This is a genomic window from Streptomyces sp. NPDC007264 (genome assembly GCF_042869095.1).
GTDB lineage: Bacteria > Actinomycetota > Actinomycetes > Streptomycetales > Streptomycetaceae > Streptomyces.
On the sequence record NZ_JBIAFD010000008.1, the window covers coordinates 203973 to 229028 of the forward strand.

24 protein-coding genes are annotated in these 25056 nt (G+C 72.3%); 18 read left to right on the forward strand and 6 right to left on the reverse strand.

Annotated elements, in window-relative coordinates; all coding sequences use genetic code 11:
• Nucleotide 1 precedes the first annotated feature (1 nt).
• The 7 genes from ACFYMU_RS16280 to ACFYMU_RS16310 are packed head-to-tail and all read left to right on the forward strand — an operon-like array spanning nucleotide 2 to nucleotide 7668.
• Entirely contained in the window at nucleotides 2-1027 is a 1026-nt protein-coding gene (locus ACFYMU_RS16280; protein WP_388373255.1) for an NAD-dependent epimerase/dehydratase family protein, read from the forward strand.
• The gene (locus ACFYMU_RS16285) at nucleotides 1024-2298 is read left to right on the forward strand and encodes a DUF4910 domain-containing protein (protein WP_388373257.1); all 1275 of its coding nucleotides are present in this window, start codon (nucleotides 1024-1026) and stop codon (nucleotides 2296-2298) included. The genes ACFYMU_RS16280 and ACFYMU_RS16285 overlap by 4 nt, the downstream gene beginning before the upstream one ends.
• 5 nt (nucleotides 2299-2303) lie before the next feature.
• Complete coding sequence (locus tag ACFYMU_RS16290) at nucleotides 2304-3602, forward strand: hypothetical protein (protein ID WP_388373259.1); 1299 nt, start codon at nucleotides 2304-2306, stop codon at nucleotides 3600-3602.
• On the forward strand, nucleotides 3599-4546 hold the full coding sequence (locus ACFYMU_RS16295; protein ID WP_388373261.1) for a glycosyltransferase family 2 protein: 948 nt from the start codon (nucleotides 3599-3601) through the stop codon (nucleotides 4544-4546). Before ACFYMU_RS16290 ends, ACFYMU_RS16295 begins: the two co-directional genes overlap by 4 nt.
• Nucleotides 4543-5778: a polysaccharide pyruvyl transferase family protein gene (locus ACFYMU_RS16300; protein ID WP_388373263.1), complete on the forward strand. Its 1236-nt coding sequence runs from the start codon at nucleotides 4543-4545 to the stop codon at nucleotides 5776-5778. The genes ACFYMU_RS16295 and ACFYMU_RS16300 overlap by 4 nt, the downstream gene beginning before the upstream one ends.
• Nucleotides 5775-6326 carry a dTDP-4-dehydrorhamnose 3,5-epimerase family protein gene (locus ACFYMU_RS16305; protein ID WP_388373265.1) on the forward strand — a complete coding sequence of 184 codons (552 nt, stop codon included), beginning with the start codon at nucleotides 5775-5777 and terminating at the stop codon, nucleotides 6324-6326. The genes ACFYMU_RS16300 and ACFYMU_RS16305 overlap by 4 nt, the downstream gene beginning before the upstream one ends.
• Before the next feature lie 7 nt (nucleotides 6327-6333).
• Complete coding sequence (locus ACFYMU_RS16310; protein ID WP_388373267.1) at nucleotides 6334-7668, forward strand: glutamate-1-semialdehyde 2,1-aminomutase; 1335 nt, start codon at nucleotides 6334-6336, stop codon at nucleotides 7666-7668.
• Nucleotides 7669-7725: 57 nt separating this feature from the next.
• On the opposite strand, the gene ACFYMU_RS16315 is transcribed toward ACFYMU_RS16310, so the two are convergent.
• Complete coding sequence (locus tag ACFYMU_RS16315) at nucleotides 7726-8406, reverse strand: phosphatase PAP2 family protein (protein WP_388373269.1); 681 nt, start codon at nucleotides 8404-8406, stop codon at nucleotides 7726-7728.
• Between the two features lie 588 nt (nucleotides 8407-8994).
• Between ACFYMU_RS16315 and ACFYMU_RS16320 the strand changes: the two genes are divergently transcribed.
• From ACFYMU_RS16320 to ACFYMU_RS16335, 4 genes are all read left to right on the forward strand, one after another.
• Nucleotides 8995-10989, forward strand: a complete 1995-nt coding sequence (locus tag ACFYMU_RS16320; protein ID WP_388373524.1) for an APC family permease — start codon at nucleotides 8995-8997, stop codon at nucleotides 10987-10989.
• A 10-nt stretch (nucleotides 10990-10999) separates the two neighbouring features.
• The gene (locus ACFYMU_RS16325) at nucleotides 11000-12415 is read left to right on the forward strand and encodes an ATP-binding protein (protein ID WP_388373271.1); all 1416 of its coding nucleotides are present in this window, start codon (nucleotides 11000-11002) and stop codon (nucleotides 12413-12415) included.
• A complete protein-coding gene (locus ACFYMU_RS16330) occupies nucleotides 12412-13095 on the forward strand; it encodes a response regulator (protein WP_388373273.1) in 684 nt (227 codons plus the stop codon). The genes ACFYMU_RS16325 and ACFYMU_RS16330 overlap by 4 nt, the downstream gene beginning before the upstream one ends.
• Nucleotides 13096-13281: 186 nt before the next feature.
• Nucleotides 13282-14967, forward strand: a complete 1686-nt coding sequence (locus ACFYMU_RS16335) for a ribonuclease J (protein ID WP_388373275.1) — start codon at nucleotides 13282-13284, stop codon at nucleotides 14965-14967.
• Nucleotides 14968-15179: 212 nt separating this feature from the next.
• Here the strand turns inward: ACFYMU_RS16335 and ACFYMU_RS16340 are convergent, their stop codons facing one another.
• From ACFYMU_RS16340 to ACFYMU_RS16350, 3 genes are all read right to left on the reverse strand, one after another.
• Nucleotides 15180-15383 carry a cold-shock protein gene (locus ACFYMU_RS16340; protein WP_388373277.1) on the reverse strand — a complete coding sequence of 68 codons (204 nt, stop codon included), beginning with the start codon at nucleotides 15381-15383 and terminating at the stop codon, nucleotides 15180-15182.
• A gap of 364 nt (nucleotides 15384-15747) precedes the next feature.
• Nucleotides 15748-16236: a GNAT family N-acetyltransferase gene (locus tag ACFYMU_RS16345; RefSeq protein WP_388373279.1), complete on the reverse strand. Its 489-nt coding sequence runs from the start codon at nucleotides 16234-16236 to the stop codon at nucleotides 15748-15750.
• Between the two features lie 132 nt (nucleotides 16237-16368).
• Nucleotides 16369-17334: a pirin family protein gene (locus ACFYMU_RS16350; protein ID WP_388373280.1), complete on the reverse strand. Its 966-nt coding sequence runs from the start codon at nucleotides 17332-17334 to the stop codon at nucleotides 16369-16371.
• A 187-nt stretch (nucleotides 17335-17521) separates the two neighbouring features.
• Between ACFYMU_RS16350 and ACFYMU_RS16355 the strand changes: the two genes are divergently transcribed.
• The 4 genes from ACFYMU_RS16355 to ACFYMU_RS16370 all read left to right on the forward strand — a co-directional run bounded on the left by ACFYMU_RS16355 (nucleotide 17522) and on the right by ACFYMU_RS16370 (nucleotide 19714).
• Nucleotides 17522-18052: a MarR family winged helix-turn-helix transcriptional regulator gene (locus ACFYMU_RS16355; protein ID WP_388373281.1), complete on the forward strand. Its 531-nt coding sequence runs from the start codon at nucleotides 17522-17524 to the stop codon at nucleotides 18050-18052.
• Complete coding sequence (locus ACFYMU_RS16360; RefSeq protein WP_388373283.1) at nucleotides 18049-18489, forward strand: MarR family winged helix-turn-helix transcriptional regulator; 441 nt, start codon at nucleotides 18049-18051, stop codon at nucleotides 18487-18489. The genes ACFYMU_RS16355 and ACFYMU_RS16360 overlap by 4 nt, the downstream gene beginning before the upstream one ends.
• Before the next feature lie 117 nt (nucleotides 18490-18606).
• A complete protein-coding gene (locus tag ACFYMU_RS16365; protein WP_388373284.1) occupies nucleotides 18607-18954 on the forward strand; it encodes a tetratricopeptide repeat protein in 348 nt (115 codons plus the stop codon).
• A gap of 76 nt (nucleotides 18955-19030) precedes the next feature.
• A complete protein-coding gene (locus ACFYMU_RS16370) occupies nucleotides 19031-19714 on the forward strand; it encodes a peptide deformylase (RefSeq protein ID WP_388373286.1) in 684 nt (227 codons plus the stop codon).
• 61 nt (nucleotides 19715-19775) lie between these two features.
• Here ACFYMU_RS16370 and ACFYMU_RS16375 read toward each other — a convergent pair whose 3' ends face one another.
• The gene (locus ACFYMU_RS16375) at nucleotides 19776-21206 is read right to left on the reverse strand and encodes a dihydrolipoyl dehydrogenase family protein (protein ID WP_388373287.1); all 1431 of its coding nucleotides are present in this window, start codon (nucleotides 21204-21206) and stop codon (nucleotides 19776-19778) included.
• Between the two features lie 121 nt (nucleotides 21207-21327).
• Here ACFYMU_RS16375 and trxA point away from each other — a divergent pair, with 121 nt between their 5' ends.
• Nucleotides 21328-21714 carry a thioredoxin gene (trxA, locus tag ACFYMU_RS16380; RefSeq protein ID WP_388373289.1) on the forward strand — a complete coding sequence of 129 codons (387 nt, stop codon included), beginning with the start codon at nucleotides 21328-21330 and terminating at the stop codon, nucleotides 21712-21714.
• Between the two features lie 64 nt (nucleotides 21715-21778).
• Here the strand turns inward: trxA and ACFYMU_RS16385 are convergent, their stop codons facing one another.
• Nucleotides 21779-22831 carry a LacI family DNA-binding transcriptional regulator gene (locus ACFYMU_RS16385; protein WP_388373291.1) on the reverse strand — a complete coding sequence of 351 codons (1053 nt, stop codon included), beginning with the start codon at nucleotides 22829-22831 and terminating at the stop codon, nucleotides 21779-21781.
• 260 nt (nucleotides 22832-23091) lie between these two features.
• Between ACFYMU_RS16385 and ACFYMU_RS16390 the strand changes: the two genes are divergently transcribed.
• On the forward strand, nucleotides 23092-23310 hold the full coding sequence (locus tag ACFYMU_RS16390) for a hypothetical protein (protein ID WP_388373293.1): 219 nt from the start codon (nucleotides 23092-23094) through the stop codon (nucleotides 23308-23310).
• Nucleotides 23311-23450: 140 nt separating this feature from the next.
• Nucleotides 23451-24932, forward strand: coding sequence for an SPFH domain-containing protein (locus tag ACFYMU_RS16395; RefSeq protein ID WP_388373294.1), 1482 nt, complete (start codon nucleotides 23451-23453; stop codon nucleotides 24930-24932).
• Nucleotides 24933-25056 lie beyond the last annotated feature (124 nt).

Below are 25056 nucleotides of genomic sequence, written 5' to 3' on the forward strand. Positions count from 1 at the left end.
CTTGCGCGTACTGCTGACCGGACACCAGGGCTATCTGGGCACCGTGATGGCCCCGGTCCTCGCGGCCGCCGGACACGAAGTCGTCGGTCTCGACGCGGGCCTGTTCGCCGACTGCGTCCTCGGCCCCGGGCCCCTGGACCCGCCGGGGCATCGGGTGGACCTGCGCGACGTCACGGCCGAACACGTGGCCGGGGTGGACGCCGTGATCCACCTGGCGGCGCTGTCCAACGACCCGCTGGGGTCGCTGGCGCCGGAACTCACCTACGACATCAACCACCACGCGTCCGTGCGGCTGGCCCGACTGGCCCGCGACGCCGGGGTGCGGCGCTTCCTGTACGCGTCGACGTGCTCGGTCTACGGCGCCGCGGGCGGCGACGACCTGGTCGCCGAGGACGCCCCGCTGCGCCCGGTGACGCCGTACGCGGAATCCAAGGTGCGGGTGGAGGACGACCTGCACGCGCTGGCCGACGGCGACTTCAGCCCGGTGTTCATGCGCAACGCCACCGCCTTCGGCCACTCGCCCCGGCTGCGTGCCGACATCGTGCTGAACAACCTGGTGGGCCACGCGCTCCTGTCCGGCGAGGTCCTTGTGCTCTCCGACGGCACGCCCTGGCGTCCGCTGGTGCACGCGGCCGACATCGCACGGGCCTTCGCGGCCGCGCTGACCGCACCGCGCGAGGCGGTCCACGACCGGGCGTTCAACATCGGCAGCGAGATCAACAACGTCACGGTCGCGGAGATCGCCGAGCAGGTCGCCGAGGCGGTGTCCGGCGCGAAGGTGGTGATCACCGGCGAGAACGGCGCCGATCCGCGGTCGTACCGGGTGGACTTCTCCCGGTTCCGCACGGCGATCCCCGGCTTCGACTGCGCGTGGACGGTGAAGCAGGGCGCGCTCGAACTGGCCGACGCCTACCGCGAACACGGCCTGACCCGGCAGGACTTCGAGCGACGCTTCACCCGGCTCGCCGTGCTGCGCGCGGCGTCCGAGGCCGGCACCGTCGACGACACCCTGCGGTGGCGCGGATGAGCACGGCCGGCGAGGAGATGCACGCGCTGGTGGAGCGGTTGTACCCGCTGTGCCGGAGCATCACCGGCGACGGTGTGCGCGCCACCCTCGCCGTCGTCGACGAGTACATCCCGTTACGGGTGCACGAGGTGCCGACCGGCACCCAGGTGCTCGACTGGACGGTGCCGCAGGAGTGGAACATCCGGGACGCGTACATCGCCGACACCGCCGGCAACCGGGTCGTCGACTTCGCCGCGTCCAGCCTGCACGTGCTCGGCTACAGCGTGCCGGTGTCGGCGACCATGCCGCTGGCCGAACTGCGCGGACACCTGCACACCCTGCCGGACCACCCGGCCTGGGTGCCGTACCGCACCAGCTACTACAAGCCGGAGTGGGGGTTCTGCCTGGCACAGGAGACCCTGGACGCGCTGCCGGACGGCGACTACGAGGTGCGCATCGACTCCACCCTCGCCGACGGCCACCTCACCTACGCCGAGCACGTCGTCCCCGGGCAGGTCGCGGACGAGGTCATCGTCTCCTGCCACGTCTGCCACCCGTCGCTGGCCAACGACAACCTGGCCGGCATCGCGGTGGCGACGTTCCTGGCGCGGGCCCTGGCGGAGCGGAAGCCGTACCACACCTACCGGTTCCTGTTCGCGCCCGGCACCATCGGGGCGATCACCTGGCTGGCCCGCAACGCCGAGCGGATCGACCGGGTCAAGCACGGGCTGGTGCTGGCCTGCGCCGGCGATCCGGGCCGGCTGACGTACAAGCAGAGCAGGCGCGGCGACGCGGAGATCGACCGGGTGATGCGGCACGTGCTGCGCGCTTCCGAACGCCCGCACCGGGTGACCGAGTTCACTCCGTACGGCTATGACGAGCGGCAGTTCTGCTCCCCCGGGTTCGATCTGGGTGTGGGCTCGCTCAGCCGGACCCCGTACGCCGGCTACCCCGAGTACCACACCTCGGCGGACAACCCGGACTTCGTCACCCCGGAGGCGATGGCGGACACGCTCGCCCTGTGCCGCGAGGCGTTCGCCGTGCTGGACGGGAACCGGCGGTACGTCAACCTCAGCCCCTACGGCGAGCCGCAGTTGGGCCGGCGCGGGCTGTACGACTCGCTCGGCGGCCGCAGCGACGCCAAGCAGGCCCAGATGGCCATGCTCTGGGTGCTCAGCCTGGCCGACGGCGAGCACAGTCTGCTGGACGTCGCCGACCGGTCCGGGCTGCCGTTCGACACCGTCGCCGCCGCGGCCGACGCCCTGTGCAGCGCGGAACTGATCAAGGCATGACACCGATGACCACCGAGGAGGAGAAGACGACGGCACCGGCCGGACGCGCCGAGGGGACCGCCAAGCGGGCCATGGTCGGCAGGCTGTCCTGGGGGCTGGCCGACCAGGCGGCCTCCAGCCTGAGCAACTTCGTGGTGGGCCTCTACGTGGCCCGCTCCCTGGGGCCGACCGCGTTCGGCGTGTTCAGCCTGGCCTGGGTGACCTACGGAGTGGTGCTCAACATCTCGCGCGGGCTGGCCACCGACCCGCTCGTGGTGCGCTTCAGCGGCGTACCGGAGACGTCCTGGCGCGGGGCGGTAGCCCGCTCGTCGGGTACCGCGCTCGGCGTCGGTACCGCCGTCGGCGCGGTGTGTCTGCCGGCCGGACTTGCCCTCGGCGGCAGTGTGGGGCCCGCGTTCGCCGTCCTCGGGGTCGTGCTGCCGGCACTGCTGCTGCAGGACGCCTGGCGGTACTCGTTCTTCGCCGCCGGCGCCGGGCGGAAGGCGTTCGTCAACGACGTCGTGTGGGGCGTCGCGCTCGTCCCGGCCATGGTGGTGGCGGCCCGGACGGGCGGCGTGGCCGCGTTCGTGCTCGCCTGGGGCGCGTCCGCCGCGGTGGCCGCGGCGTACGGCTGCCTCCAGTCCGGCATCCGGCCCCGGATGGGCGGAGCACGCGGGTGGATGCGCGAGCAGCGGGACCTCGGCTACCGGTACCTGGTGGAGAACGTCGGCCTCAGCGGCGCGTACCAGTTGCGGGCGTACGGCCTCGGCCTGATCGTCGGGGTCGGCGCGGTGGGTGCGGTGCGGGGTGCGGAGCTGCTGCTCGGCCCGTTCCTCGCCGTGCTGATGGGACTGTCGCTGGTCACCGTCGCGGAGGCGGCACGGGTGCTGCGGCAGGCCCCGCACCGGCTGCGCGCCTTCTGCCTCCTGCTCGGCGGCGGGCAGGCCGCCGCCGCGGTGCTCTGGGGCGCGGCGCTGCTGCTGGTGCCGGACCGGCTCGGCGAGCTCCTGCTCGGCGGCGTCTGGCACTCCGCCTCGCAGCTCATCGTGCCGGCCACGCTCGGCGTCGCGGGCGCCAGCCTCGGCACCGGCGCGGCGGCCGGGCTGCGCGCGCTCGGCGCGGCCCGGCGCAGCCTGCGCTGCCAGATGTTCGCCTCCGCCTGTTATGCCGGCGGCGGCCTCGGCGGGGCGGTGGTCGCCGGCACGATCGGCTCGGCCTGGGGAGTCGCCACCGCGACCGTCAGCAGCTCGGCCGTGTGGTGGCTGCAGCTGCACGCCGCCCTGCGGGAGCACCACCGAGATTCCATCGAAGTGAGGACGCCATGACCGCCCATCCCCGGTTGAGCATCGGCCTGCCCGTGTACAACGGCGAGGAGTACCTGGCCGAGTCGCTGGACGCCCTGCTCGGCCAGACCTACGAGGACTTCGAGCTGGTCGTCTCCGACAACGCCTCGACCGACGGGACCGAGGACATCTGCCGCAGGTACGCCGCGAAGGACTCGCGGATCCGGTACCTCCGGCTGCCCCGGAACATCGGTGCCACGCCGAACCACAACCATGTGTTCGCCGAGTCCCGCGGCGAGTTGTTCAAGTGGGCCTCGCACGACGACCTGTACGGCCGGGACCTGCTGCGGCGCTGTGTGGAGGCGCTGGACGAGCGGCCGGAGACGATCCTCGCGCACACCGGTCAGGCGGTGATCGACGGCGCCGGCCGGCTGAAGGTCCCGTACGAGTACGGGCTCGCCACCGACTCGCCGCACGCACCGGAGCGCTTCCGCAGTCTGCTGTTCGAGCCCGGTGGCGACGACTTCTACGGCGTGCTGCGGGCCGATGTGCTGCGCCGGGTGAAGCCGCTCGACAGCTACCACCACGCGGACCGCACGTTCGTCGCCGAGATCGTCCTGCACGGGCCCTTCCACCAGGTGCCTGAGGTGCTGTACTTCCGCCGCGACCACCCCACCCGCGCCGAGCGGGCGAACCCCGGCAAGCGCGCCCGGTGCGTCAACCTGGACCCGCGCCGGGCGGGCCCGCTGCACCCGACGCCCCGGCTGCTCGCCGAGTACGTCTGGGGCTTCGTCGCGGCGATCGGGCGGGCGCCGTTGTCCCCGGCCGACCGGCGCGCGTGCTACCGCCACCTGGCCGCGTGGATGGCCAGCCGGGTCCGGCCGGGTGCCGGCGAGCGGGTCGAGGACCGCGCCCCGGTCGACCCGGGCCCTCTCGCCCTCTCCGTCGACGCCCTGGTGGCCGGCCGTGAGGGGAGGCGGGCATGACGCCCGGGGCCGGGGCTCCGGTGCGTGTCGGGGTGTTCGGCCTGCTCGGCTCCGGCAACCTCGGCAACGACGGGTCGCTCGAGGCCGTCCTCGGATACCTCCGGAGCAGGCACCCGGAGGTGGCCGTGGACGCGCTGTGCGGCGGACCCGAGGTCGTCGCGGCCCGGTACGGCATCCCCGCGACGCGGCTGCACTGGTACCGCGGCGAGTACCGGACCGCGTCGCGTGCGGGCGCGATCGCGGCGAAGGGTCTGGGCAAACTCGTCGACGTCTTCCGCACCGCCGCCTGGGTACGCCGGCACGACGTGGTGATCGTCCCGGGCATGGGCGTCCTGGAGGCCACACTGCCGCTGCGGCCGTGGGGCTTCCCGTACTCGCTGTTCCTGCTCTGCGCGACCGGACGGCTGTCCGGCACCCGGGTCGCGCTGGTCGGCGTCGGCGCCGCCGCGATCGGCAACCGGGCCACCCGGACGCTGGTGCGCTGGTCGGCGCGGCTGGCCGCCTACCGGTCGTACCGGGACGCCCCGTCCCGCGACGCGATACGGGCGATGGGCGTGGACACCGCAGGCGACGCGGTCCACCCGGACCTCGCGTTCGCCCTGCCGACGCCGCCGGCGAGCGCGTCCCCGGGACCGCCGGGCCTGGTCTGCGTCGGTGTCATGGACTTCCACGGGGGCGACGGCGACCGCGCGCGGGCCGAGGAGATCCACCGGCGCTACCTCGACGGGACGACCCGGTTCGTCCGCGCGCTGGTGGCGGAGGGCAGACCGGTACGGCTGCTCACCGGCGACGAGGTCGACGGGCCGGTGGTCGCCGCGATCCTCGACGCGGTGGACTCGCCGCTGGTCACCGTGGCCGAGGCGACCTCCCTGGCCGGCCTGATGAAGGAGACGGCGGCTGCCGACACCGTGGTGGCGACCCGCTACCACAACCTGATCTGCGCGCTGAAGGTCGGCACGCCCACGCTGGCGCTGAGCTATGCGGCGAAGAGCGACGCGCTCATGGCTCGGATGGGGCTGGGCGCGTACTGCCACCCGGCGCGCGAGGTCGACGCCGACCGGCTGCTCGAGCAGTTCCGGGCGCTGGAGAAGAGATCGGCGGAGCTGCGGCGGACCCTCACCGAGCGGAACCTGGACGCCGTCCAGCGCCTCGAGCACCAGTTCACCACCTTGACGGCGGCCCTGTTCCCGGCGGCCGACCACGCCCACCACGCCCTGCGGGAGGCTCCATGAAAGCGACGGAAGTCCCGGGGATCGCCGGCGCGTACCTGTTCGAGCCGACCCCGTACGCCGACGAGCGCGGCTTCTTCTGCCGCACCTTCGACGCCGACGTGGTGCGCTCGGTGGGCCTCGACCCGGACGCCTTCGTCCAGGACAGCCTGTCCCGCTCGGCCCGGGGCGTGCTGCGCGGCCTGCACCTGCGCTCCGGCGCCGGCGAGGCCAAGCTGGTGCGCTGCTCGTACGGGAGGATCTTCGACGTCGTCGTGGACCTGCGGACGGGCTCGCCGACGTACCGCAACCCGGCCTTCTTCGAACTGTCCGACGAGACGCAGGCGACCCTGTACATCCCGGCGGGATGCGCGCACGGCTTCCAGTCCCTGACCGAGACCGCCGACACCTCGTACCGGATCGACCGCCCGCACGACCCGGCCGAGGACGTGACGATCGCCTTCGACGACCCGGAGCTCGCCATTCCCTGGCCGCTGCCGGTCACATCGATGTCCCGGCGGGACCGGGAGGCGCCGAGCCTCGCCGAGGTCCTGAAGCAGCAGAGGAGTTGAGGTCGGCTTGGACACCGAGAACACCGGAGGGCTCCGCCTGCCCCGGTCGCGGAAGGCCAACGAGCGGCTGCACGCCATGATCCCCGGGGGCGCGCACACCTACGCCAAGGGCGACGACCAGTACCCCGAGAACCTGGCCCCGGTCATCAGCCACGGCCGCGGTGCCCACGTGTGGGACATCGACGGCAACCGCTACATCGAGTACGGCTCCGGCCTGCGGTCGGTCAGCCTCGGCCACGCCCACCCACGCGTGATCGAGGCGGTGCGACGGGAACTCGACCGGGGCAGCAACTTCGTCCGGCCGTCCGTCGTGGAACTCGAAGCCGCGGAACGCTTCCTGGCCACGGTGCCGACCGCCGAGATGGTGAAGTTCGCGAAGAACGGCTCCGACGCCACCACCGCCGCGGTGCGCCTCGCCCGCGCCGCCACCGGGCGCCCGCGGGTGGCCCTCTGCGCCGACCATCCGTTCTTCTCCGTCGACGACTGGTTCATCGGGACCACGCCGATGTCCGCCGGTGTTCCGGCAGCGACCGGCGACCTCACCGTGACGTTCCCCTACGGGGACCTGGCCGCCGCGGACGAACTGCTCACCCGGTACCAGGACGAGGTCGCCTGCCTGGTCCTCGAACCCGCCACCCACACCGAGCCCCCGCCCGGGTACCTCGCCGGCCTGCGCGAGCTGGCCGACCGGCACGGCTGCGTACTGGTCTTCGATGAGATGATCACGGGCTTCCGCTGGTCCGAGGCGGGCGCCCAGGGCCTGTACGGCGTCGTCCCCGACCTCTCCACGTTCGGGAAGGCGCTGGGCAACGGATTCGCCGTCGCCGCACTGGCCGGGCGCCGCGATCTGATGGAGAGGGGCGGACTGCGTCACCCCGGCGACCGGGTGTTCCTGCTGTCCACCACGCACGGTGCGGAGACGCACTCCCTGGCAGCCGCGATGGCCGTGCTCTCCACCTACGTCGAAGAGGGCGTCACCGCGCGGCTGCACACCCTCGGCGAGCGGTTGGCCGCCGGTGTCCGCGACGCCGCGGCCGCCATGGGCGTCGGCGACCACGTCGTCGTCCGGGGCCGGGCCAGCAACCTGGTCTTCGCCACCCTCGACGAGCACGGGCAGCCGTCGCAGGAGTACCGCACCCTGTTCCTGCGGCGGCTCCTCGCGGGCGGGGTACTGGCCCCGTCGTTCGTGGTGAGCAGCGCGCTCGGCGACGCCGACATCGATCACACCGTCGACGTGGTGGCCCAGGCATGTGCGGTGTACCGGAAGGCACTGGACGCCGGCGACCCCACCCCCTGGTTGGCCGGACGCCCGGTGAAGCCGGTGTTCCGCCGCCTGGCGTGACGGGGCGTCACGCGCCTTGGCATGGCGGCGCGTCACGCCGCTTCGCGTGACGGGGCATCAGCTCTGCTCTCGTCGGCCAGCACCGGCCGTCCCGTCGACGAGACGGTCGGCCACCCGGTCGAGCAGCCGGGCGACCGCCGGTATCACCGCCAGCGCGGTGCACCAGCCGCCGAGGACGTCGGTCGGGTAGTGCGCGCCCAGGGCGACCTGCGCCCATCCCATGGCGGCGCCGGACACCAGCGCCGCGGAGAGCACGAGTGACGTGCCGGCCGTCCTGCCGAGGCCGAGCCGGCCGGTCACGGGCAGCGCCACCACGAGGGCGAGCGCGGTGGCGAAGGCGGTATGACCGCTCGGGTAGGACAGGTTCCCGTCGTGGATGGTGCGTCCCACCAGGAACTTGAGCAGCGTCGCCGTCCCCACGGCCGTGCCGGGGCCGGCCACGACGAGCACTGCCGCGCGAGGACGCCGAAGCAGCAGACAGCCCGTCACGGCGGCCACGACCAGCGTCGCCGCCCCCACGGGCTCCCCCAGGAAGTCCAGGGCCAGCGCGACGTGCCGCCACGGCGTTCCCACACCGCCCACCGCCGCCCCGACCCGCGCGTCCACCGTGCCGGGCGTGCTGTCGCCCGCGTACAGGACGCCGAGCACGACGACCACCAGCGCGGCGAAGGCCGCGATCGGCCCGAGCCCCCGGCACAGCGGCCGCGGAAGCACCTCGCGCGCCGACCGGCCGGTCACAGACCCGCCGCCTCCCCCTGCTTCCGGGGTCCACCGCCCTGGCCACGGCTTGCACCGGGCACCGCCGCCCGAGTCCATCGGACGAGCCGGTCGAGGACTTCCAGCACGATCTGCTGGCGCCGAGACGGAAGAAAAGGCCAGGTCAACCATGCAGGCGCGGACAGCAGCACGACTGCAAGGAGAGGCAGCAAAGACAGTGCGACGAGAGCAGGGCGCGACGGCCACACAGGCATGCGTCAACCTCCAGGGTTCTTCCCGCGAAGGGAACCAAGCTGGACGGCGACGCGAACTGGGCACCCCAAGCGCACAAGCGCATGGAGTCTCCGGCCAGAGCCGGCATCCAGAGACTGCTCGCAATTTACCCCAAGCCCGGTTCCACAACCGTCAGTTCGGAGAAACGGCATGAACCGCCCGGCCGTCCTGGTTCATCGGCTGGGGGCTCACCGCCGGCGGGCCCGGCCGCCTCGGGTTCCGCGTGAGGCGGAGGGCTGTGCTGCCTGGCCGGTCACGCTAAGACGACGTGCAGATCGCCGGTGGTGGCGTCAAGGACGCGCGAAGATCCGGGTGCCGCCGGGATCAGCGCGTTGGATACCAAATGTGTCAATATCGTTCAAGCGGCTGATCGTGGGCCGCCCGCTGAGTAGTGACCGTCTGGGTGAGCAGATGCTGCCCAAGCGGATCGCCCTGCCGGTTTTCGCCAGTGACCCGTTGTCGTCGGTGGCCTATGCGACGCAGGAGATCCTGCTGGTGCTGACGCTGGGCGGACTGGCTTATCTGCATCTGGCGCCGTGGGTGGCGGCCGCGGTGGTGGTCCTGCTGGCGGTGGTGGTGCTGTCCTACCGGCAGGTGGTGCAGGCCTACCCCTCCGGTGGAGGCTCCTACGAGGTGGCCTCGCGCAACCTCGGCCCGTGGGCGGGGCTGGTGGTGGCCTCGGCCCTGCTGGTGGACTACGTCATGACGGTGGCCGTGTCCGTGGCGGCCGGGGTGGACAACATCATCTCCGCGGTGCCGGCGCTGGACTCCTGTCGGGTCCTGGTGAACCTGGGCTTCGTCGTGCTGCTGACCGCGATGAACCTGCGCGGCGTCCGCGAGTCGGGCCGGCTGTTCGCGGTGCCGACGTACCTGTTCGTCGTGGGTGTGGTGGCGATGATCGTCATCGGACTGCTGCAGACGGCGTTCGGTCACGCGCCGGTGGCCGAGAGCGCGGGGTGGCAGGTCCGGGCCGAGCCGGGGCACGTGGGGCTGACGGGGACGGCGCTGATGCTGCTGGCCCTGCGGGCGTTCTCCTCCGGCTGCACGGCGCTGACCGGAGCGGAGGCCATCTCCAACGGAGTACCGGCGTTCAGGCCTCCCAAGGCACGCAACGCGGCCACCACCATGGCGGCGATGGGCGGACTCTCGATCACCATGTTCGCCGGTATCACCGCCCTGGCCATGATCGGCCACGTGCACTATGTCGACGACGCCTGCCAGCTGGTCGGCTTCCCCGGGAACTGCGCGACCGGCACCCAGCGCACCGTGATCGCGCAGATCGCCGCGGCGGTGTTCGGCGGCACGCATTCGGTGATGTTCTTCTCCATCCAGGCCGCCACCGCGCTGATCCTGATCCTGGCGGCCAATACCGCCTTCAACGGCTTCCCGCTGCTGGCGGCGATCCTGGCCGAGCACCGCTACCTGCCCCGGCAACTGCACACCCGCGGGGACCGGCTGGCGTTCTCCAACGGCATCGTCATCCTGGCTGTGGTGGCCGGAACCCTGATCTATGCCTTCAACGGGTCGGTGACCCGCCTGATCCAGCTGTACATCCTGGGTGTGTTCACCTCCTTCACGCTGTCTCAGGCCGGCATGGTCCGGCACTGGAACCGTGAATTGGCGGGTGTGAGCGATCCGGGGCTGCGGCGGCGCATCCACCGCTCGCGGATGATCAACGCGGTGGGGGCCTGCCTGACCGCGCTGGTGCTGGTGGTGGTCCTGGTGACCAAGTTCAGCCACGGCGCGTACCTGGTGGTGATCGCCATGCCGGTGCTGTACGTCATGATGCGTGGCATCCGCCGCCACTACGACCGGGTGGCCCGCGAGCTGCGCCCGCAGCCCGGCGGCATCGTGCTGCCCAGCCGCACCCACGCGGTGGTGCTGGTCTCCCAGCTGCACCAGCCCACCCTGCGCACGCTCGGCTACGCCAAGGCCACACACCCGGACACCCTCACCGCACTCACCGTCAAGATCAGCGACGAGGAGGTGAATGCGCTGCGCGCCGAGTGGGAGGATCGGGAGATCCCGGTTCCGCTGACGGTGATGGCCTCCCCCTACAGGGACATCACCGGCTCGGTCCTGGAGTACATGGCGCGCCTGCACCGCGAGCACCCCCAGGACCTGATAGCCGTCTACATCCCCGAGTACGTGGTCGGGCACTGGTGGGAGCATGTGCTGCACAACCAGTCCGCGCTGCGGCTCAAGGCCCGGCTGCTGTTCCAGCGCGGGGTGATGGTCACCAGCGTGCCGTGGCAGCTGGACTCCAGCGACCGTGTGGCCGCGCAGCAGCCGTATCACGCCTCGCCCGGCGTCGGGCCGAAGGTCGGCTAGCGTTTCGATCATGAAGGGCTTGGATCCGCCGCACGAGAGCGGCCGGCTGCACCGCCGGGACGTGGGGCGTCGGCTGGCCGCGACCGGCGCCGCCGCGGCCGGCCTGGTGGTCCTCACCGTGGCCCTGGTGCCCGCGAGGGACTCTCTCTCGCTGGCGAGCGTCGTGCTCATCTATCTGACGGCGGTGGTCCTCGTGGCCGCCACCGGCGGCCTGCGGCTGGCGCTGGCGGCCGCAGTGGCCTCCGATGCGCTGGTCAACTTCTTCTTCGTCCCGCCCTTCCACACCCTGACAGTCGAGAACCGTGACCTGGTCATCACCCTGGCCGTCTACGTGGTGGTCGCCACCACCGTCAGCGTCGCGGTCGACCTGGCCGCCCGGCAGCGCGCCGCCGCCGCCCGCAGCGGCGTCGAAGCCGCCCTCCTGGCACGCATCACCGAGGCACCACTGGAGGAACGGCCGCTGAGCGCGGTACTCGAGCACGTCCGTGACACCTTCGGCATGACCGGCGCCGCGCTGCTGGAACGCGACGCCGACGGGGAACACCCGGCCGCCGTCGTCGGCGAGCCGCCGTCCGCCGATCCGACGCTGTCCGTGCCGGCCGGGGAGCACCTGCGGCTGGTGGCGGACGGCCCGGCGGTCTTCGCCGCCGACCAGCGCTTCCTCACCCTGCTGGCCACCGCCGCCGCCCGCGCGCTGCAAGCCGAGCGCCTCGCGGCCCAGGCCGCCCGCGCTCGGGAGTTGACCGAGATCGACAAACTGCGCGCCGCCCTGCTGGCCGCAGTGGGTCACGACCTGCGCACGCCCCTCGCCGGCATCAAGGCGTGCGTGTCCAGCCTGCGCGAGCCCGACCTGGACCTCACCGACACCCAGCGGGCCGAACTCCTGGCCACCGTGGACGCCTCCGCCGACAAGATGAACGACCTGGTCGAAAACCTCCTCGCGCTCAGCCGCCTACAAGCCGGCGCCCTCAGCGTCCACCCCCGCGCCACCACCGTGGACGAAGTCACCGCTGCCGCCCTCCTGCACACCCAGCCGCCCCCGGGACGCGCCATCGACATCGAGGTCCCCGACGACCTGCCCCCCGCCTGGGCCGACCCCGGCCTGCTGGAACGCGTCATCGCCAACCTGGTCGCCAACGCACTCGACGCCGGACCACCCGACCAGCCCGTCCACGTGCACGCCCGCCACGAGGGAAACGTGATCCGCCTGCAGGTCACCGACCACGGCCCGGGCGTCCCCGCCGACCAGCGAGAACACATCTTCGCCCCCTTCCAGCGCCTGGACGACCACACCACCCGTCACGGCCTCGGCCTGGGCCTGGCCATCGCCCGCGGCTTCACCGAAGCCATGAACGGCACCCTCACCCCCACCGACACTCCTGGCGGCGGACTGACCATGACCCTCACCCTCCCCACGGCACCATGACCCGCATCCTCATCGTCGACGACGACCCCCACCTGCTGCGCGCCCTGACCATCGCCCTGACCGCCCGCGGCTACCGGACCAGCGCCGCCCCCGACGCCACCACCGCCCTGCAGGCCGCCGCCACCACAGCCCCCGACCTCGCCGTCATCGACCTCGGCCTGCCCGACCTCGACGGCATCAACATCGTCGAAAGCCTCCGCGGCTGGTCCACCGCCCCGATCATCGTCCTGTCCGCCCGCCACGACGAGACCGCAAAGATCAACGCCCTGGACGCCGGCGCCGACGACTACGTCACCAAACCCTTCGGCATGGGCGAACTCCTCGCCCGCATCCGTGCCGCCCTACGCCGCGCCACCCCCGCCGACGAACAGCCCCTGATCACCACAGCGGCCTTCACCGTCGACCTGGCCGCCAAGCGCGTCACCACCCCAGCCGGCGAGATCCGCCTCACCCCCACCGAATGGCACCTGCTGGAAATCCTCGTCCGCCACCCCGGACTCCTGGTCACCCAGCGCCAACTCCTCCAGGAGGTCTGGGGACCCCGCTACGAGAAAGAGACCAACTACCTGCGCGTCCACCTCGCCAACCTCCGCCGCAAACTCGAACCGGAGCCCTCCCGACCCCGCTACCTCATCACCGAACCCGGCATCGGCTACCGTTTCACCCCCGACCCCGCCTGACTCCGCGATCTCATGCCCCTGCTGCGCCTCGGCGTCTCCCTGTTGTCTCGGGGGCCGGGGCGGCGGGCAGACGAGACGGATGCCGACCTGAGCGCCAGTACGTCTTCATGGCGGCGGACCGTATCGAGCGCTCGTCGGAGCACGGCATTGGATCACGCCCTCCCACTCTCCGGGTACCGTCAGGGTATGAGTCATCCGCACCCCGAACTGAAAGCCGCCCCACCCCTTCCCGAAGGAGGGCTGCGGGTCATCGCCCTGGGCGGCCTGGGTGAGATCGGCCGCAACATGACCGTCTTCGAGCACGCGGGCAAACTGCTCATCGTCGACTGCGGCGTGCTGTTCCCCGAGGAGACCCAGCCCGGCGTGGACGTGATCCTGCCGGACTTCACCTCGATCCGGGACCGGCTGGACGACATCGTGGCCGTGGTCCTCACCCACGGCCACGAGGACCACATCGGCGGCCTGCCGTACCTGCTGCGCGAGCGGTCCGACATTCCCGTCGTCGGCTCCAAGCTGACGCTGGCGTTCCTGGAGGCCAAACTCAAGGAACACGGCATCCGGCCGCGCACGGTACGGGTGCGGGAGGGCGACCGGCGCGGGTTCGGGCCCTTCGACTGCGAGTTCGTGGCGGTCAACCACTCCATCCCCGACAGCCTCGCGGTCGCGATCCGCACCCGGGCCGGGATGGTGCTGCACACCGGCGACTTCAAGATGGACCAGTTCCCTCTCGACGACCGCATCACCGATCTGCGCGCCTTCGCCCGCCTCGGCGAGGAGGGCGTGGACCTGTTCCTCACCGACTCCACCAACGCCGAAGTGCCGGGCTTCACCACCTCCGAGCGTGAGCTGAACCCGGCGATCGAGCAGGTGATGCGCACCGCGCCGCGCCGGGTCATCGTCTCCAGCTTCGCCAGCCATGTGCACCGCATCCAGCAGGTCCTGGACGCCGCCCACCAGCACGGTCGCAAGGTCGCCTTCGTCGGCCGGTCGATGGTCCGCAACATGGGCATCGCCCGTGACCTGGGCTATCTGAAGGTCCCCTCCGGTCTGGTCGTGAACACGAAGGAGTTGGAGAAGCTCCCGGACCACAAGATCACTCTGGTGTGCACCGGTTCCCAGGGCGAACCGATGGCCGCGCTGTCACGGATGGCCAACCGCGACCACATGATCCGCATCGGCAAGGGCGACACCGTCCTGCTCGCCAGTTCCCTCATCCCCGGCAACGAGAACGCCATCTACCGGGTGATCAACGGACTCACCCGGTGGGGCGCCCACGTGGTCCACAAGGGCAACGCCAAGGTGCACGTCTCCGGGCATGCCAGCGCCGGCGAACTCGTCTACTGCTACAACATCGTCAAACCCCGCAACGTCATGCCCGTGCACGGCGAATGGCGCCACCTGCGGGCCAACGCCGACCTCGCCATCCGTACCGGTGTCGACCCCGAACGGGTCGTCATCGCCGAGGACGGCGTCGTCGTCGACCTCGTCGACGGGCGCGCGTCCATCACCGGCAAGGTCCCCGCCGGAAACGTCTACGTGGACGGCATGGAAGTCGGCGGTGCCACCGAAGCGTCCCTCAAGGACCGTCTCACCCTCGCCGCCGAAGGCGTGGTCACGGTGGTGGCGATCGTCGACGCGGACACCGGCGCCCTCGCCGAGGCCCCCGACTTCCTGGCCCGGGGCTTCGTCCACGACGACGCCACCTTCGAGCCGGTCATCCCCGTCATCGAGAAGACCCTGGCCACCGCGGCCGAGGAAGGCGTCGGGGACGCGCGCCAACTCGAACAACTCGTCGCCCGCGCCGTGGCGAACTGGGCGTTCCGCACCCACCGCCGCCAGCCCCTCATCATCCCCGTCATCATCGACGCCTGAGCCAGTCCGGCCATGTGCCCGGCCTCGGGACACAGGTCGTCCCACCGGCTCCGCGCCGCAACAGCAGGGCCGCGCAGCAACGGCTGCGCGGCCCCTGATCCTGTGTACGCCCGGCACGAGAGCAGGCGCCTTCGTCCAGGTGGGCGGCTCGGCCCGCACGGGCGACGGCCACCTGGCGCGGCGTGCGCGAACCCTCGGGCAGGTCTGCGAGGTCAGGCCAGGTTGATGTTCTCGGCCTGCGGACCCTTCTGGCCCTGGGTGATGTCGAACGTCACGCTCTGGCCCTCCTGGAGCTCACGGAAGCCCGAGGAGTTGATCGCGGAGTAGTGCGCGAAGACATCCGGGCCGCCGCCGTCCTGGGCGATGAAGCCGAAGCCCTTCTCCGCGTTGAACCACTTCACAGTTCCCGTTGCCATGTCTTACGCCTTCCAGTCGATGAACGCCTCCCACTTCCTGTGGCAGACGGAGGTGATCGCCCTGGTCCCTGCGGCACAGCACAGCAAAACGCCCACACCAGAGGCGTGGGCAAGGGGGAATTCCGAACCACGACAGCTGACGCAGACGCTACACGCCCGCACACCGCGTCACCATAGAAAATGATCAGGTCGCACATCGAGACCGTGCGTGCGGTGCCGGGAGTGCACCCGGTCCGACTCCGCTCCACACCCCGGACAGGCCGCTGCGACGTCGCCCAGGGGCCGGAAGACACTCCCGCGGTGCCCGCCGACGCCGACGGGCACGCTCATCTCATGCTGCTGGTCGTGGGGTTCGCACACCGCGTCATTCCGAAGGAACGCGAAACTCGAATTCGGGACGGTCCCACAGGACGGCGGGCGGGTTCGCGAGCGCGGTCCCGATCCGCACTGCACCGACGCGGTGGTAGAAGTCCTCGGCGGGAAGATGCGACACGACCTTGACACGGTCGAGCCCGGCGACACGGGCCTCGGACTGCATGTGCGCGACGAGCAGTCGTCCGATACCCCGTCCTTGCGCTTCGTCGGCGACGAACAGCAGGTCGAGCTCCGGTGGAGCGAGGACGAGCGAGTAGAACCCGAGGACCCGATCTCCCTGCTTGTCGGTGCCGACGGCTGCGAAGACGCGGTGGGCCTCGATGTAATCGGGACCGACCCGGTAGCCCGCGACCGCGGCTGCGTACTTACCCTCGTAGGCGCTTGAGCCGCGCACGAGCCGCGTGAGCCGTCTGGCATCTCGCGCGACGGCCCTCCGTATCGTGATCGGCTGACTGGTCAGGGAAGTACGTGAACTCACCGGGAGAGTATTTCGCACCGGCGAGCGCCTTCGTGCGGCGGGTCGGCTGCTCGGGCAGGCGTTCCTGCACCGCTCCCGGGAACCGCTCTCCCAGCTTCGATCGACCATGTCACCGCCGCCTCGCCCACCAGGTCAGCGGACCCTTCCGCGCGGCTTCAGAGGCACGGAGGGCAGCTCGGGGGCCGGCAGGGGGTCCCCGTCGTACCCTTTCACCTCGCCGAACCGCGTGCCTTCCATCCAGTCCCGGCGGGCCTGTTCGATCTCGTCCTGGGTCCGTCCGATGAAGTTCCAGAACATGATCAGTTCCTCCTCGAACGGCTCGCCGCCCAGGAGCATCAGGCCGGCGTCCGACTCGGCGCGCAGCGGGAGTTCGCGGCGTCCGCAGCCGAGGTAGAGCATCGAGCCCGGCAGGACCGGTACGCCGTCGACGTGGACCTCGCCGGACATCGACAGGACCGCGTACTCGAAGTCCGCCTCCAGCGGCAGCCGTGCGGTCGCCCCGTGCGCCAGGGCGAGGTCGGCGCCCACGATCGGCGTGTACGTGGTACCGGGCGAGGCCGCGCCGTCGATCTCCCCCAGGATCAGCGTGGCCCTCAGGCCGGGCGCGTCGAGCACGGGCAGTTCCGGGTGGTACTCGAAGCGCGGGGCCGTGTGGCGGTGGGCGTCCGGCAGTGCCACCCACAGCTGCGCCCCGTGCAGGAAGCGGGCGTGCGGCTTCGGGCTCTCCTCGGAATGGCTGATCGCCCGGCCCGACGTCATCAGGCCCAACTGACGTGGGCGCACGGTCTGGAGGCTGCCGGTGGAGTCACGGTGCAGCACCTCCCCCTCGTGCAGCCAGCTGACGGTCTGCAGCCCCATGTGCGGGTGCGGCGGCACCTGCATGCCGGGCTCGTCCGCGATGTCGTCCGGCCCGTAGTGATCGACGAAGCACCAGGCGCCGACCATGCGGCGGCCCAGGTTGGGCAGCAGCCGGCGGACCTCGGTGGACTCGCCGAGCGGGACCCGGCGGGGGCTGAGGAGCTCGCGCACCGGCTCGGCCACCACGAATCCGCGGCCACCGCACACGGCGGGCACCGCCTCGCGATCAAGATTGCTCATGCCGCCCAACCTAGCCCCGCGGGGGCGCCCGCGTCAGGCCCTCCACCCGCCGTCGGGGCGCTCTTGAATCGGACGGGTCACCGGGAACGGCGCGCGGGCGTACGCCCGGGCCGATCGACCGCACCCGGGAAGACAGCAGCCAAAAATATAGTAGCCATGTACATAGTAGCCATGTACCGTATGAGCCATGAGCATGGCATCGGAGGGCGCGACGCCCGGTTTCCTCGTCTGGCGGCTGTCGATGAAGTGGCGCGTGGCCGTCGACCGGGCGGTCGCACCCCTCGGCCTGACGCATGCGCAGTACGCGCTGGTCGCCACGCTGTTCGGCATGCACCGCACCGGCCGGCGCCCCAGCCAGCGGGAGCTGGCCGACCACACGGGACTCGAGGCGCTCTACGTCTCGAAGCTCGCCCGCGCCCTGGAGGCGGCCGACCTCGTGGACCGGACCCGCGACCCCGCGGACCCGCGGGCCGTACGGCTCTCGCTGACCGCCCGGGGCCAGGAGGTCGCACGGCAGGCGATCCAGGTGGTCCAACTGCTGCACGAGCAGTTCCTCCGGCCGCTGGGCGGGCGCGACAGTGCCCGCACCGATGAGTTCCGGGACGCGCTGCGCACCCTGCTCGACGCACCGCTCGATCCGTCCGCCGCCCGCCGCGGGACCGGCGGCGCCGGCACGCCGGGTGCCGGCACCCGTCCGACCGAAGAGGATCAGTCATGACCCACCCCACCCCTGTCGCCAACGGCCGGCTCCTGGGCCTCACCCACTACGCGAGCCGCGCCCTGCTGGAGCGCGTGCTCGCCCGTACCGGCATCACGTTCGACCAGTCGGTGGCGCTGCGGGCGCTCGTGGACCACGGCGGGACCGTGGAGCACGCCACGCTCGTGACCCGCCTCGAGGACGCGCTCAAGGTCGCCGACGAGGCGGTGGCCCGGACTGCCGTCGACGGGCTGATCGCCGACGGGCTGCTGGAGGTGTCCCCGGAGGGGCGGGTGTCGTTCACGGCCGGCGGCCGGGACCTGTTCGACGGGCTGCAGGCCGCCGCCCAGGAGGCCGCCTCCCTGCTGTACGCGGGCATCCCTCAGGAGGATCTGGAGACGGCCGGCCGCGTCCTGACACTGGTGCTGAAGCGCGCGAACGCCGAACTGGCGGCCTAGCGCCGGCGGTGGCCGCGGCCGACGCCGCGGCCACGGCACCTGCCGCCACCGCGTGTCCCCGGACCCGTGGAATTTCCGCCCGCCCGTCGCCGTTGTGCGCGCGGAAGGAGGTCTCTGGTGGAGACGGGGTACTACAACCACGGGACGCCCGCGGAGCGCTGGGAGCGGGCGCGGACGTTCTTCGACGCCAAGGACTACTACGCCGCGGCACAGGTCCTGGACGGACTGGTGGACGAGGTGCCGGAGCAGACCGGCCCCAGGCTGATGCTGGCGCGCGCGTACTACCACTCGGCCCAACTGCGCCGCGCCGAGGCCGAGTTGCGCACCATCGTGGAGCGGGAGCCGGTGGAGCGGTATGCCAGGCTGCTGCTGGGGCGCACCCTGCAGCGTCAGGGACGCTCCGCCGAGGCGGAACGGCACCTGCGGCTCGCGTCGGTGCTGGCGGGTGACTTCCCGGAGGGGTGACCCCCGGCGGGCCGGGGCCGACGGCCCGCGCCGGTGGACCGGCACGGGCCGTCGAGCGGCCTGTCATGCTGGCAGGATGGCTTCCGTGGTCGACCAGACGAACCCGAACGACCGCCCGATCGCCGAGCGGGTCGAGGAACTCCTCGCCCGCGAGGGCCCGTTGCCCATCGTCGCCGCCGGGGACCCGGTGCTGCGCCGCCCCGCCGAGCCCTTCGAGGGCCAGCTGGGACCCGCGCTCCTGGCCCGTTTCGTCGGGGCCCTGCGCCGGACGATGCACGCGGCACCGGGCGTGGGCCTGGCGGCGCCGCAGGTGGGAGTGCCGTTGCGGATCGCCGTCGTCGAGGACCCGGCGCCCGTGCCTGCGGACGTCCGGGCGGCACGCGGACGGGTGCCCCTGCCCTTCCGGGTGCTCGTCAACCCGTCGTACGAGGCGGTCGGCGCCGAGCGCGCCGCGTTCTTCGAGGGCTGCCTGAGCGTGCCGGGCTGGCAGGCGGTGGTGGCCCGGCACGCGCGGGTGCGGCTGAGGGCACTGGACGAGCACGGGGTCGCGGTGGACGAGGAGTTCGGGGGCTGGCCGGCGCGCATCGTCCAGCACGAGACGGACCACCTGGACGGCACCCTCTACCTGGACCGGGCCGAGCTGCGCTCCCTGTCCTCGAACGAGGCGGTCGCCGAGCGATGGACGCAGCCGACGCCGGAGCGAGCGGCTGCGGCGCTCGGCTTCGCCCTGCCGAAGCGGCCGTCCGGGCCCCCGGCCTGAACGCCGCGGGCCGTGACGGCGCCGGACCCGCCCCTGCCGACGGCTCGAGGCGGTCGGTCGGCTATCCCCGGTACGCCTCCAGCAGCCGCAGCCACACCTCGCTGATCGTCGGATACGAGGGCACCGCGTGCCACAGCCGGGAGACCGGGACCTCCCCGGCGACGGCGATGCTCGCGGAGTGGATCAGTTCCCCGACGCCGGGACCGACGAACGTGACGCCCAGCAGGGTCTCGCTGTCGAGGTCGACGATCATGCGGGCGCGGCCGCGGTAGCCGTCGGCGTACAGGCCGGCGCCCGCGACCGAGGACAGGTCGACGTCCACGGCACGGACCCGGCGGCCCGCCCCCTCGGCCTCCGCCAGGGAGAGGCCCACGGCCGCGGCTTCCGGATCGGTGAACACCACCTGCGGCACGGCCGCGTGGTCCGCGGTCGCGGAGTGGGCGCCCCACGGATCCGTCTCCAGCAGCGGCACGCCCGCCGCCCGGGCCGCGATCGCCTCGCCCGCGATGCGGGCCTGGTACTTGCCCTGGTGGGTCAGGAGCGCACGACGGTTGACATCACCGGCCGCGTACAGCCACTCGCTGCCCTTCACCCGGAGCGTGTCGTCGGCCGACAGCCACGACCCGGGTTCCAGACCGACCGTGTCCAGGCCGATGTCGTCCGTGCGGGGCGCCCGACCGGTGGCGAAGAGGATCTCGTCCGCCTCGAGCCGGTCTCCGGAGTCCGTGACGACCACGAGGGTGCCGCCCTCGCGCCGGACCGACTCGACGGACGTGCCGAGGCGGATGTCCGCGCCCGCCTCCGTGAGGGCCTCGGCGACCAGTTCCCCCGCGAAGGGCTCCATCCGGGACAGCAGGCCCTTGCCGCGGACCAGGACGGTGACCCGGGAACCGAGGGCCTGCCAGACCGTGGCCATCTCGGTGGCCACCACACCGCCGCCCACGACGATCAGGCGGCCCGGCACGGACTGCGCGCTCGTCGCCTCGCGGCTCGTCCACGGGTTCACCTCGGCGAGCCCCGGCAGGTCGGGCAGTTGCGCGCGGCTGCCGGTGCACACGGCCACCGCGTGCCGGGCGGTCAGCACATGGTGCTCTCCCCCGGGGCCGGTCACCGTGACGGTGTGCGGCCCGGCCAGACGCCCGTGCCCCCGGTACAGGTCGGCCCCGATGCCGTCCAGCCAGGCCACCTGGCCGTCGTCCCGCCAGTTCGACGCCTCGTAGTCCCGGTGGGCGAGGACCGCGGGCACGTCGAGGGCGCCCTGCACGAGGTGGGACAGGCCGGGTACGCGGCGGGCGTCCGCGCGGGCGATCACCGGGCGCAGCAGTGCCTTGCTGGGCATGCACGCCCAGAAGGAGCACTCGCCGCCGACCCGCTCGCTCTCCACGACCGCGGTGGACAGACCGGCCGCGCGGGTGCGGTCGGCCACGTTCTCGCCCACGGGTCCGGCACCGAGCACCACGACGTCGTAGGCGATGGATTCCGTTTCCGTCATGGGGCCAGTCTGGTGGCTGGTGTGCACGGTGGCCACACGGGTACGTGCGCGGAATAGGCGGCCGTGCGTCACGGTTGTGGAGGGCGGTCCGGCCCCGACACCAGGAAGAGGGATACATGCCATGAGCAGCACCGTGGAGCTCACCAAGGAGAACTTCGACCAGACGGTCACGGACAACGGCTTCGTCCTGATCGACTTCTGGGCGTCCTGGTGCGGGCCGTGCCGTCAGTTCGCCCCGGTCTACGAGAAGGCGGCCACGGAGAACCCCGACCTGGTGTTCGGCAAGGTGGACACCGAGGCGCAGCCCGAACTGGCCGCGGCCTTCGGCATCCAGTCGATCCCGACGCTGATGATCGTCCGGGACCGGGTGGCCGTGTTCGCGCAGCCGGGCGCCCTCCCCCAGGCCGCCCTCGACGACGTCATCGGGCAGGCCCGCAAGCTGGACATGGACGAGGTCCGCAAGGCGGTGGCCGAGCAGCAGGCGCAGGCCGAGCAGAACGGCGAGTGATCCCGGGCCCCGGGCCTCCGACGGCCCGGGCCCCGAGGGGGACACCGCGGTGGGTCCGGACCCGTCAGCTGGACTCGCGGTGCACGATCCGCACGCCGAACACCTCGTGCACCTCGGGCACGCCCGCGGGGTCGCGGACCACGCGGTCGACCAGTTCGGCGAGGTCGCGCCCGGACGGCAGATCGAGGTGGACGGTGCTCAGCCGCGGCCGCAGCAGCCGGCCGAGCGTCAGGTCGTCGGCGCCGACCACGGCCGTGTCGTCCGGAACGCCGACGCCCTCGTCCTGGAGGGCGCGCATCAGCAGCATCGCGTACTCGTCGTTGTACGCGAACACGGCGTCCAGACCGAGGGAGCGCCAGCGCCCGGCGAGTCGCGCGGCGTCCTCCTCCGTGAAGGCGAGCGGCAGTTCGGCGACCGTCGCATCGGTGCCGGCCTCCCGCACGGCGGACCGTACGCCTTCGAGCCGGGGCTGGGAGAAGAACTCCAGGCCGGGCTCCCGCGGTACGACGACCCCGATCCGGCGGCGGCCGCGGGCCAGCAGATGCGCCCCGGCGCTGTGCCCGACCCGGTGGTGGTCCATGAGGAGCGCGTGGGCGCCCTCGACGCGTTCGGGGCCCAGGGTGACCACGGCGCGGGCGCCGGAACGCTTGAGGACGTGCACGCCCTGCGGGCCGAGGCCGCCGCCGGGCACCAGGACGGCGACCGGCCGCAGTTCGGCCCAGGCGCGGGCGGCCTCGTCGCCGCGCAGGCCGATGCCGCCGTACTGCACGACGGTGTAGTCGAACCGGCTGAGCGCCCACTGCAGTTCGTTGATGAACTGGCCGTAGAGCGGGCCCACCGGCACGTTCGGGGCGGGCATCAGCACCATGCGGCTGTGCCCGGCGCGCAGGCTGCGCGCGGCGGCGTGCGGGACGTAGCCGAGTTCCTTGGCGGCGTCGTGGACGCGACGGCGTGTGGCCTCGCTGATGCGGACGGCGCTGGTGTTGTTGAGGACGTACGAGACGGTCGCGCGCGAGACACCGGCCAAGCGCGCCACATCGGCACTCGTCGGCGCGGCGGGGGGAGGGGACAACGGGGGGACGGACTCTTTCCGTATCTGCACCATGACGTACCGCATCTTCGCAGAGCGACCGCGGCGACCGGGCCCCCGGGGTGCCGACGTGGCCTGAACTGCCCCCTGCCGACGGCAGGTTGGGCGATCCGCACCGGATGACCTGCGCACAGGTCACCGTTCGGTGGCGTCCACGCCGGCACCGCCCCGGCCGGACGGGACCCCGTCCTCGGCGCACGGCCGCCGGTGGCACGAGGTGCGGCCTCCGCACCAGGGCGCCGGGAACGCACGGGCCGCGCAGGCGTGTTCGGCCGTACGCTGTGACCATGGACGATGCGTCGATGGTCGGATTGATGGGGCGTGTCACCGGTACCGTCGGTCCCGGGCTGGTCGGCGAGGTGATCGTCCGCGTGCGCGGCGGCGCCGAGCACTTCCTCGCGTATCCCGCGGACGGGCAGGGCCGTCTGGAGCCGGGCACGGTGGTGATGGTGGTGGAGCACCTTCCGCCGCGGACCGTGTACGTCGAGGCGGCGTACGGCAGTTGAGACCGCCTCCCCGCAGGTGAGAGCCGTACGCGTCAAGATTGCAACAAGGATCCGCCGGCGTCTTCACCCCGGCCTTCCACGCGCGCACACTCACCTTCGTTCGGTGCCGACCCGGCACCAGGCAAAGGGGGCGTTTGCCGATGGTCATCGGCGTCGTCGCGGGGGCCGTCGTCCTCGCGCTGATCTTCGTCGTCGGGGTCTTCAAACTCATGTGGCGGGTGGCGGAGCCCAACGAAGCACTGATCATCTCCGGTTCGAAGCATCGGACCGAGGGTCTCGAGGAGGGAATGGGTTTCCGTATCGTCACCGGGCGCGGCACGCTGGTGCTGCCGGGGGTGCAGGCGGTGCGCAAGCTCTCCCTCGACCTCAACGAGACCGAGTTGCACGTGGACTGCGTCACCCACCAGGGCATTCCGCTGAAGGTGCGGGGCGTGGTCATCTTCAAGGTGGGCGACGACTTCGTGTCGATCGCCAACGCGGCCCGCCGCTTCCTCGACCAGCAGAGGCTGATGTCGGAGCGGGTGCACAACGTGTTCGCCGGTCATCTCCGGTCGATCGTGGGCGGATTGACGGTCGAGGACATGATCCGCGACCGGGAGAAGCTCACCGGGCAGACCCGGGCCGCCTGCGGCACGGAGATGGAGAAGCTCGGTCTGATCGTGGACTCGCTGCAGATCCACGAGATCGAGGACCCGACGGGCTACATCCAGAACCTGGCCGCGCCGCACGCGGCGGCGGTCCAGCGGGACGCGCGCATCGCGCAGGCGGAGGCGAACCGGCTGGCCACCGAGGCGGAGCAGCAGTCGTTCGCGCGGATGGCGGAGGCGACGCGGGACAGCGAGATCCTGCAGGCCGGCTACCAGGCCGAGCGGGACAAGGCGTCCGCGAAGGCGCGCCAGGCCGGTCCCCTCGCGGACGCCGGGGCCCGTCAGGAGGTCGTGGTCCAGGAGACCCGGGTCGCCGAGCTGGAGGCGCACCGGCGCGAGCAGCAGCTCCAGGCGGACGTCCGCAAGCCCGCGGACGCGAAGGCGTACGAGAAGCGCACGCTGGCCGAGGCCGAGCGTGACGCGCGGATCTCGGCGGCCCAGGCCAAGGCGAAGGAGACCGAGCTGGCGGCCGCGGCGGAGGCGACCCGGGTCAAGACGGCCGCGGGCGCGGAGGCCGAGGCGACCAAGGCGCGCGGCACGGCGGCCGCGCAGGCGACCCGCGCCACCGGTGAGGCGGAGGCGGCCTCCGCCCAGGCCAAGGGGCTGGCACAGGCCGAGGCGACCCGTGCCAGGGGTCTCGCGGAGGCGGAGGCCATCAAGGCGCGCGCCGCGGCCCTGGCGGAGAACCAGGAGGCGGTGGTCGCCCAGCAACTCGCGGAGAACTGGCCGGAGATCGTCCGGGCGGGTGCGTCCGCCTTCGGCAACGTCGACAACATGGTGCTGCTCAACGGCGCCGACGGCATGGCCGACATGTTCGCCAAGGCGCTGACGATGGGCGGCACCGGCCTGGGGCTCGCGCGGCAGCTGCTGTCCTCGATGAACCAGAACGGCGCGTCGGCCGGCGGGGGCGCCGGTGCCGACGGATCCGTGCGGCCGCGGCCGGAGAAGGTGGCCGTGGAGGAGGACAAGCGGTGAGCCTCCCCCGCTGAGGCATCCGGGCCCGGGCCGGGCGGGTCGCGCACCTCGCGCGTCCCGTCCGGCCCGGCTCCCGCCCGCCCGGCTCCCGCCCGGCCCGGCTCCCGCCCGCCCGGCTCCCGCC

Coding starts and splice junctions, on each gene's coding strand:
- ACFYMU_RS16285 (WP_388373257.1), top strand. CDS start 1,024: ATGAGCACGGCCGGCGAGGAGATGCACGCGCTGGTGGAGCGGTTGTAC.
- ACFYMU_RS16290 (WP_388373259.1), top strand. CDS start 2,304: ATGACCACCGAGGAGGAGAAGACGACGGCACCGGCCGGACGCGCCGAG.
- ACFYMU_RS16295 (WP_388373261.1), top strand. CDS start 3,599: ATGACCGCCCATCCCCGGTTGAGCATCGGCCTGCCCGTGTACAACGGC.
- ACFYMU_RS16300 (WP_388373263.1), top strand. CDS start 4,543: ATGACGCCCGGGGCCGGGGCTCCGGTGCGTGTCGGGGTGTTCGGCCTG.
- ACFYMU_RS16305 (WP_388373265.1), top strand. CDS start 5,775: ATGAAAGCGACGGAAGTCCCGGGGATCGCCGGCGCGTACCTGTTCGAG.
- ACFYMU_RS16325 (WP_388373271.1), top strand. CDS start 11,000: ATGAAGGGCTTGGATCCGCCGCACGAGAGCGGCCGGCTGCACCGCCGG.
- ACFYMU_RS16330 (WP_388373273.1), top strand. CDS start 12,412: ATGACCCGCATCCTCATCGTCGACGACGACCCCCACCTGCTGCGCGCC.
- ACFYMU_RS16335 (WP_388373275.1), top strand. CDS start 13,282: ATGAGTCATCCGCACCCCGAACTGAAAGCCGCCCCACCCCTTCCCGAA.
- ACFYMU_RS16340 (WP_388373277.1), bottom strand. CDS start 15,383: ATGGCAACGGGAACTGTGAAGTGGTTCAACGCGGAGAAGGGCTTCGGC.
- ACFYMU_RS16350 (WP_388373280.1), bottom strand. CDS start 17,334: ATGAGCAATCTTGATCGCGAGGCGGTGCCCGCCGTGTGCGGTGGCCGC.
- ACFYMU_RS16355 (WP_388373281.1), top strand. CDS start 17,522: ATGAGCATGGCATCGGAGGGCGCGACGCCCGGTTTCCTCGTCTGGCGG.
- ACFYMU_RS16360 (WP_388373283.1), top strand. CDS start 18,049: ATGACCCACCCCACCCCTGTCGCCAACGGCCGGCTCCTGGGCCTCACC.
- ACFYMU_RS16370 (WP_388373286.1), top strand. CDS start 19,031: ATGGCTTCCGTGGTCGACCAGACGAACCCGAACGACCGCCCGATCGCC.
- ACFYMU_RS16375 (WP_388373287.1), bottom strand. CDS start 21,206: ATGACGGAAACGGAATCCATCGCCTACGACGTCGTGGTGCTCGGTGCC.
- trxA (WP_388373289.1), top strand. CDS start 21,328: ATGAGCAGCACCGTGGAGCTCACCAAGGAGAACTTCGACCAGACGGTC.
- ACFYMU_RS16385 (WP_388373291.1), bottom strand. CDS start 22,831: ATGCGGTACGTCATGGTGCAGATACGGAAAGAGTCCGTCCCCCCGTTG.
- ACFYMU_RS16390 (WP_388373293.1), top strand. CDS start 23,092: ATGGACGATGCGTCGATGGTCGGATTGATGGGGCGTGTCACCGGTACC.
- ACFYMU_RS16395 (WP_388373294.1), top strand. CDS start 23,451: ATGGTCATCGGCGTCGTCGCGGGGGCCGTCGTCCTCGCGCTGATCTTC.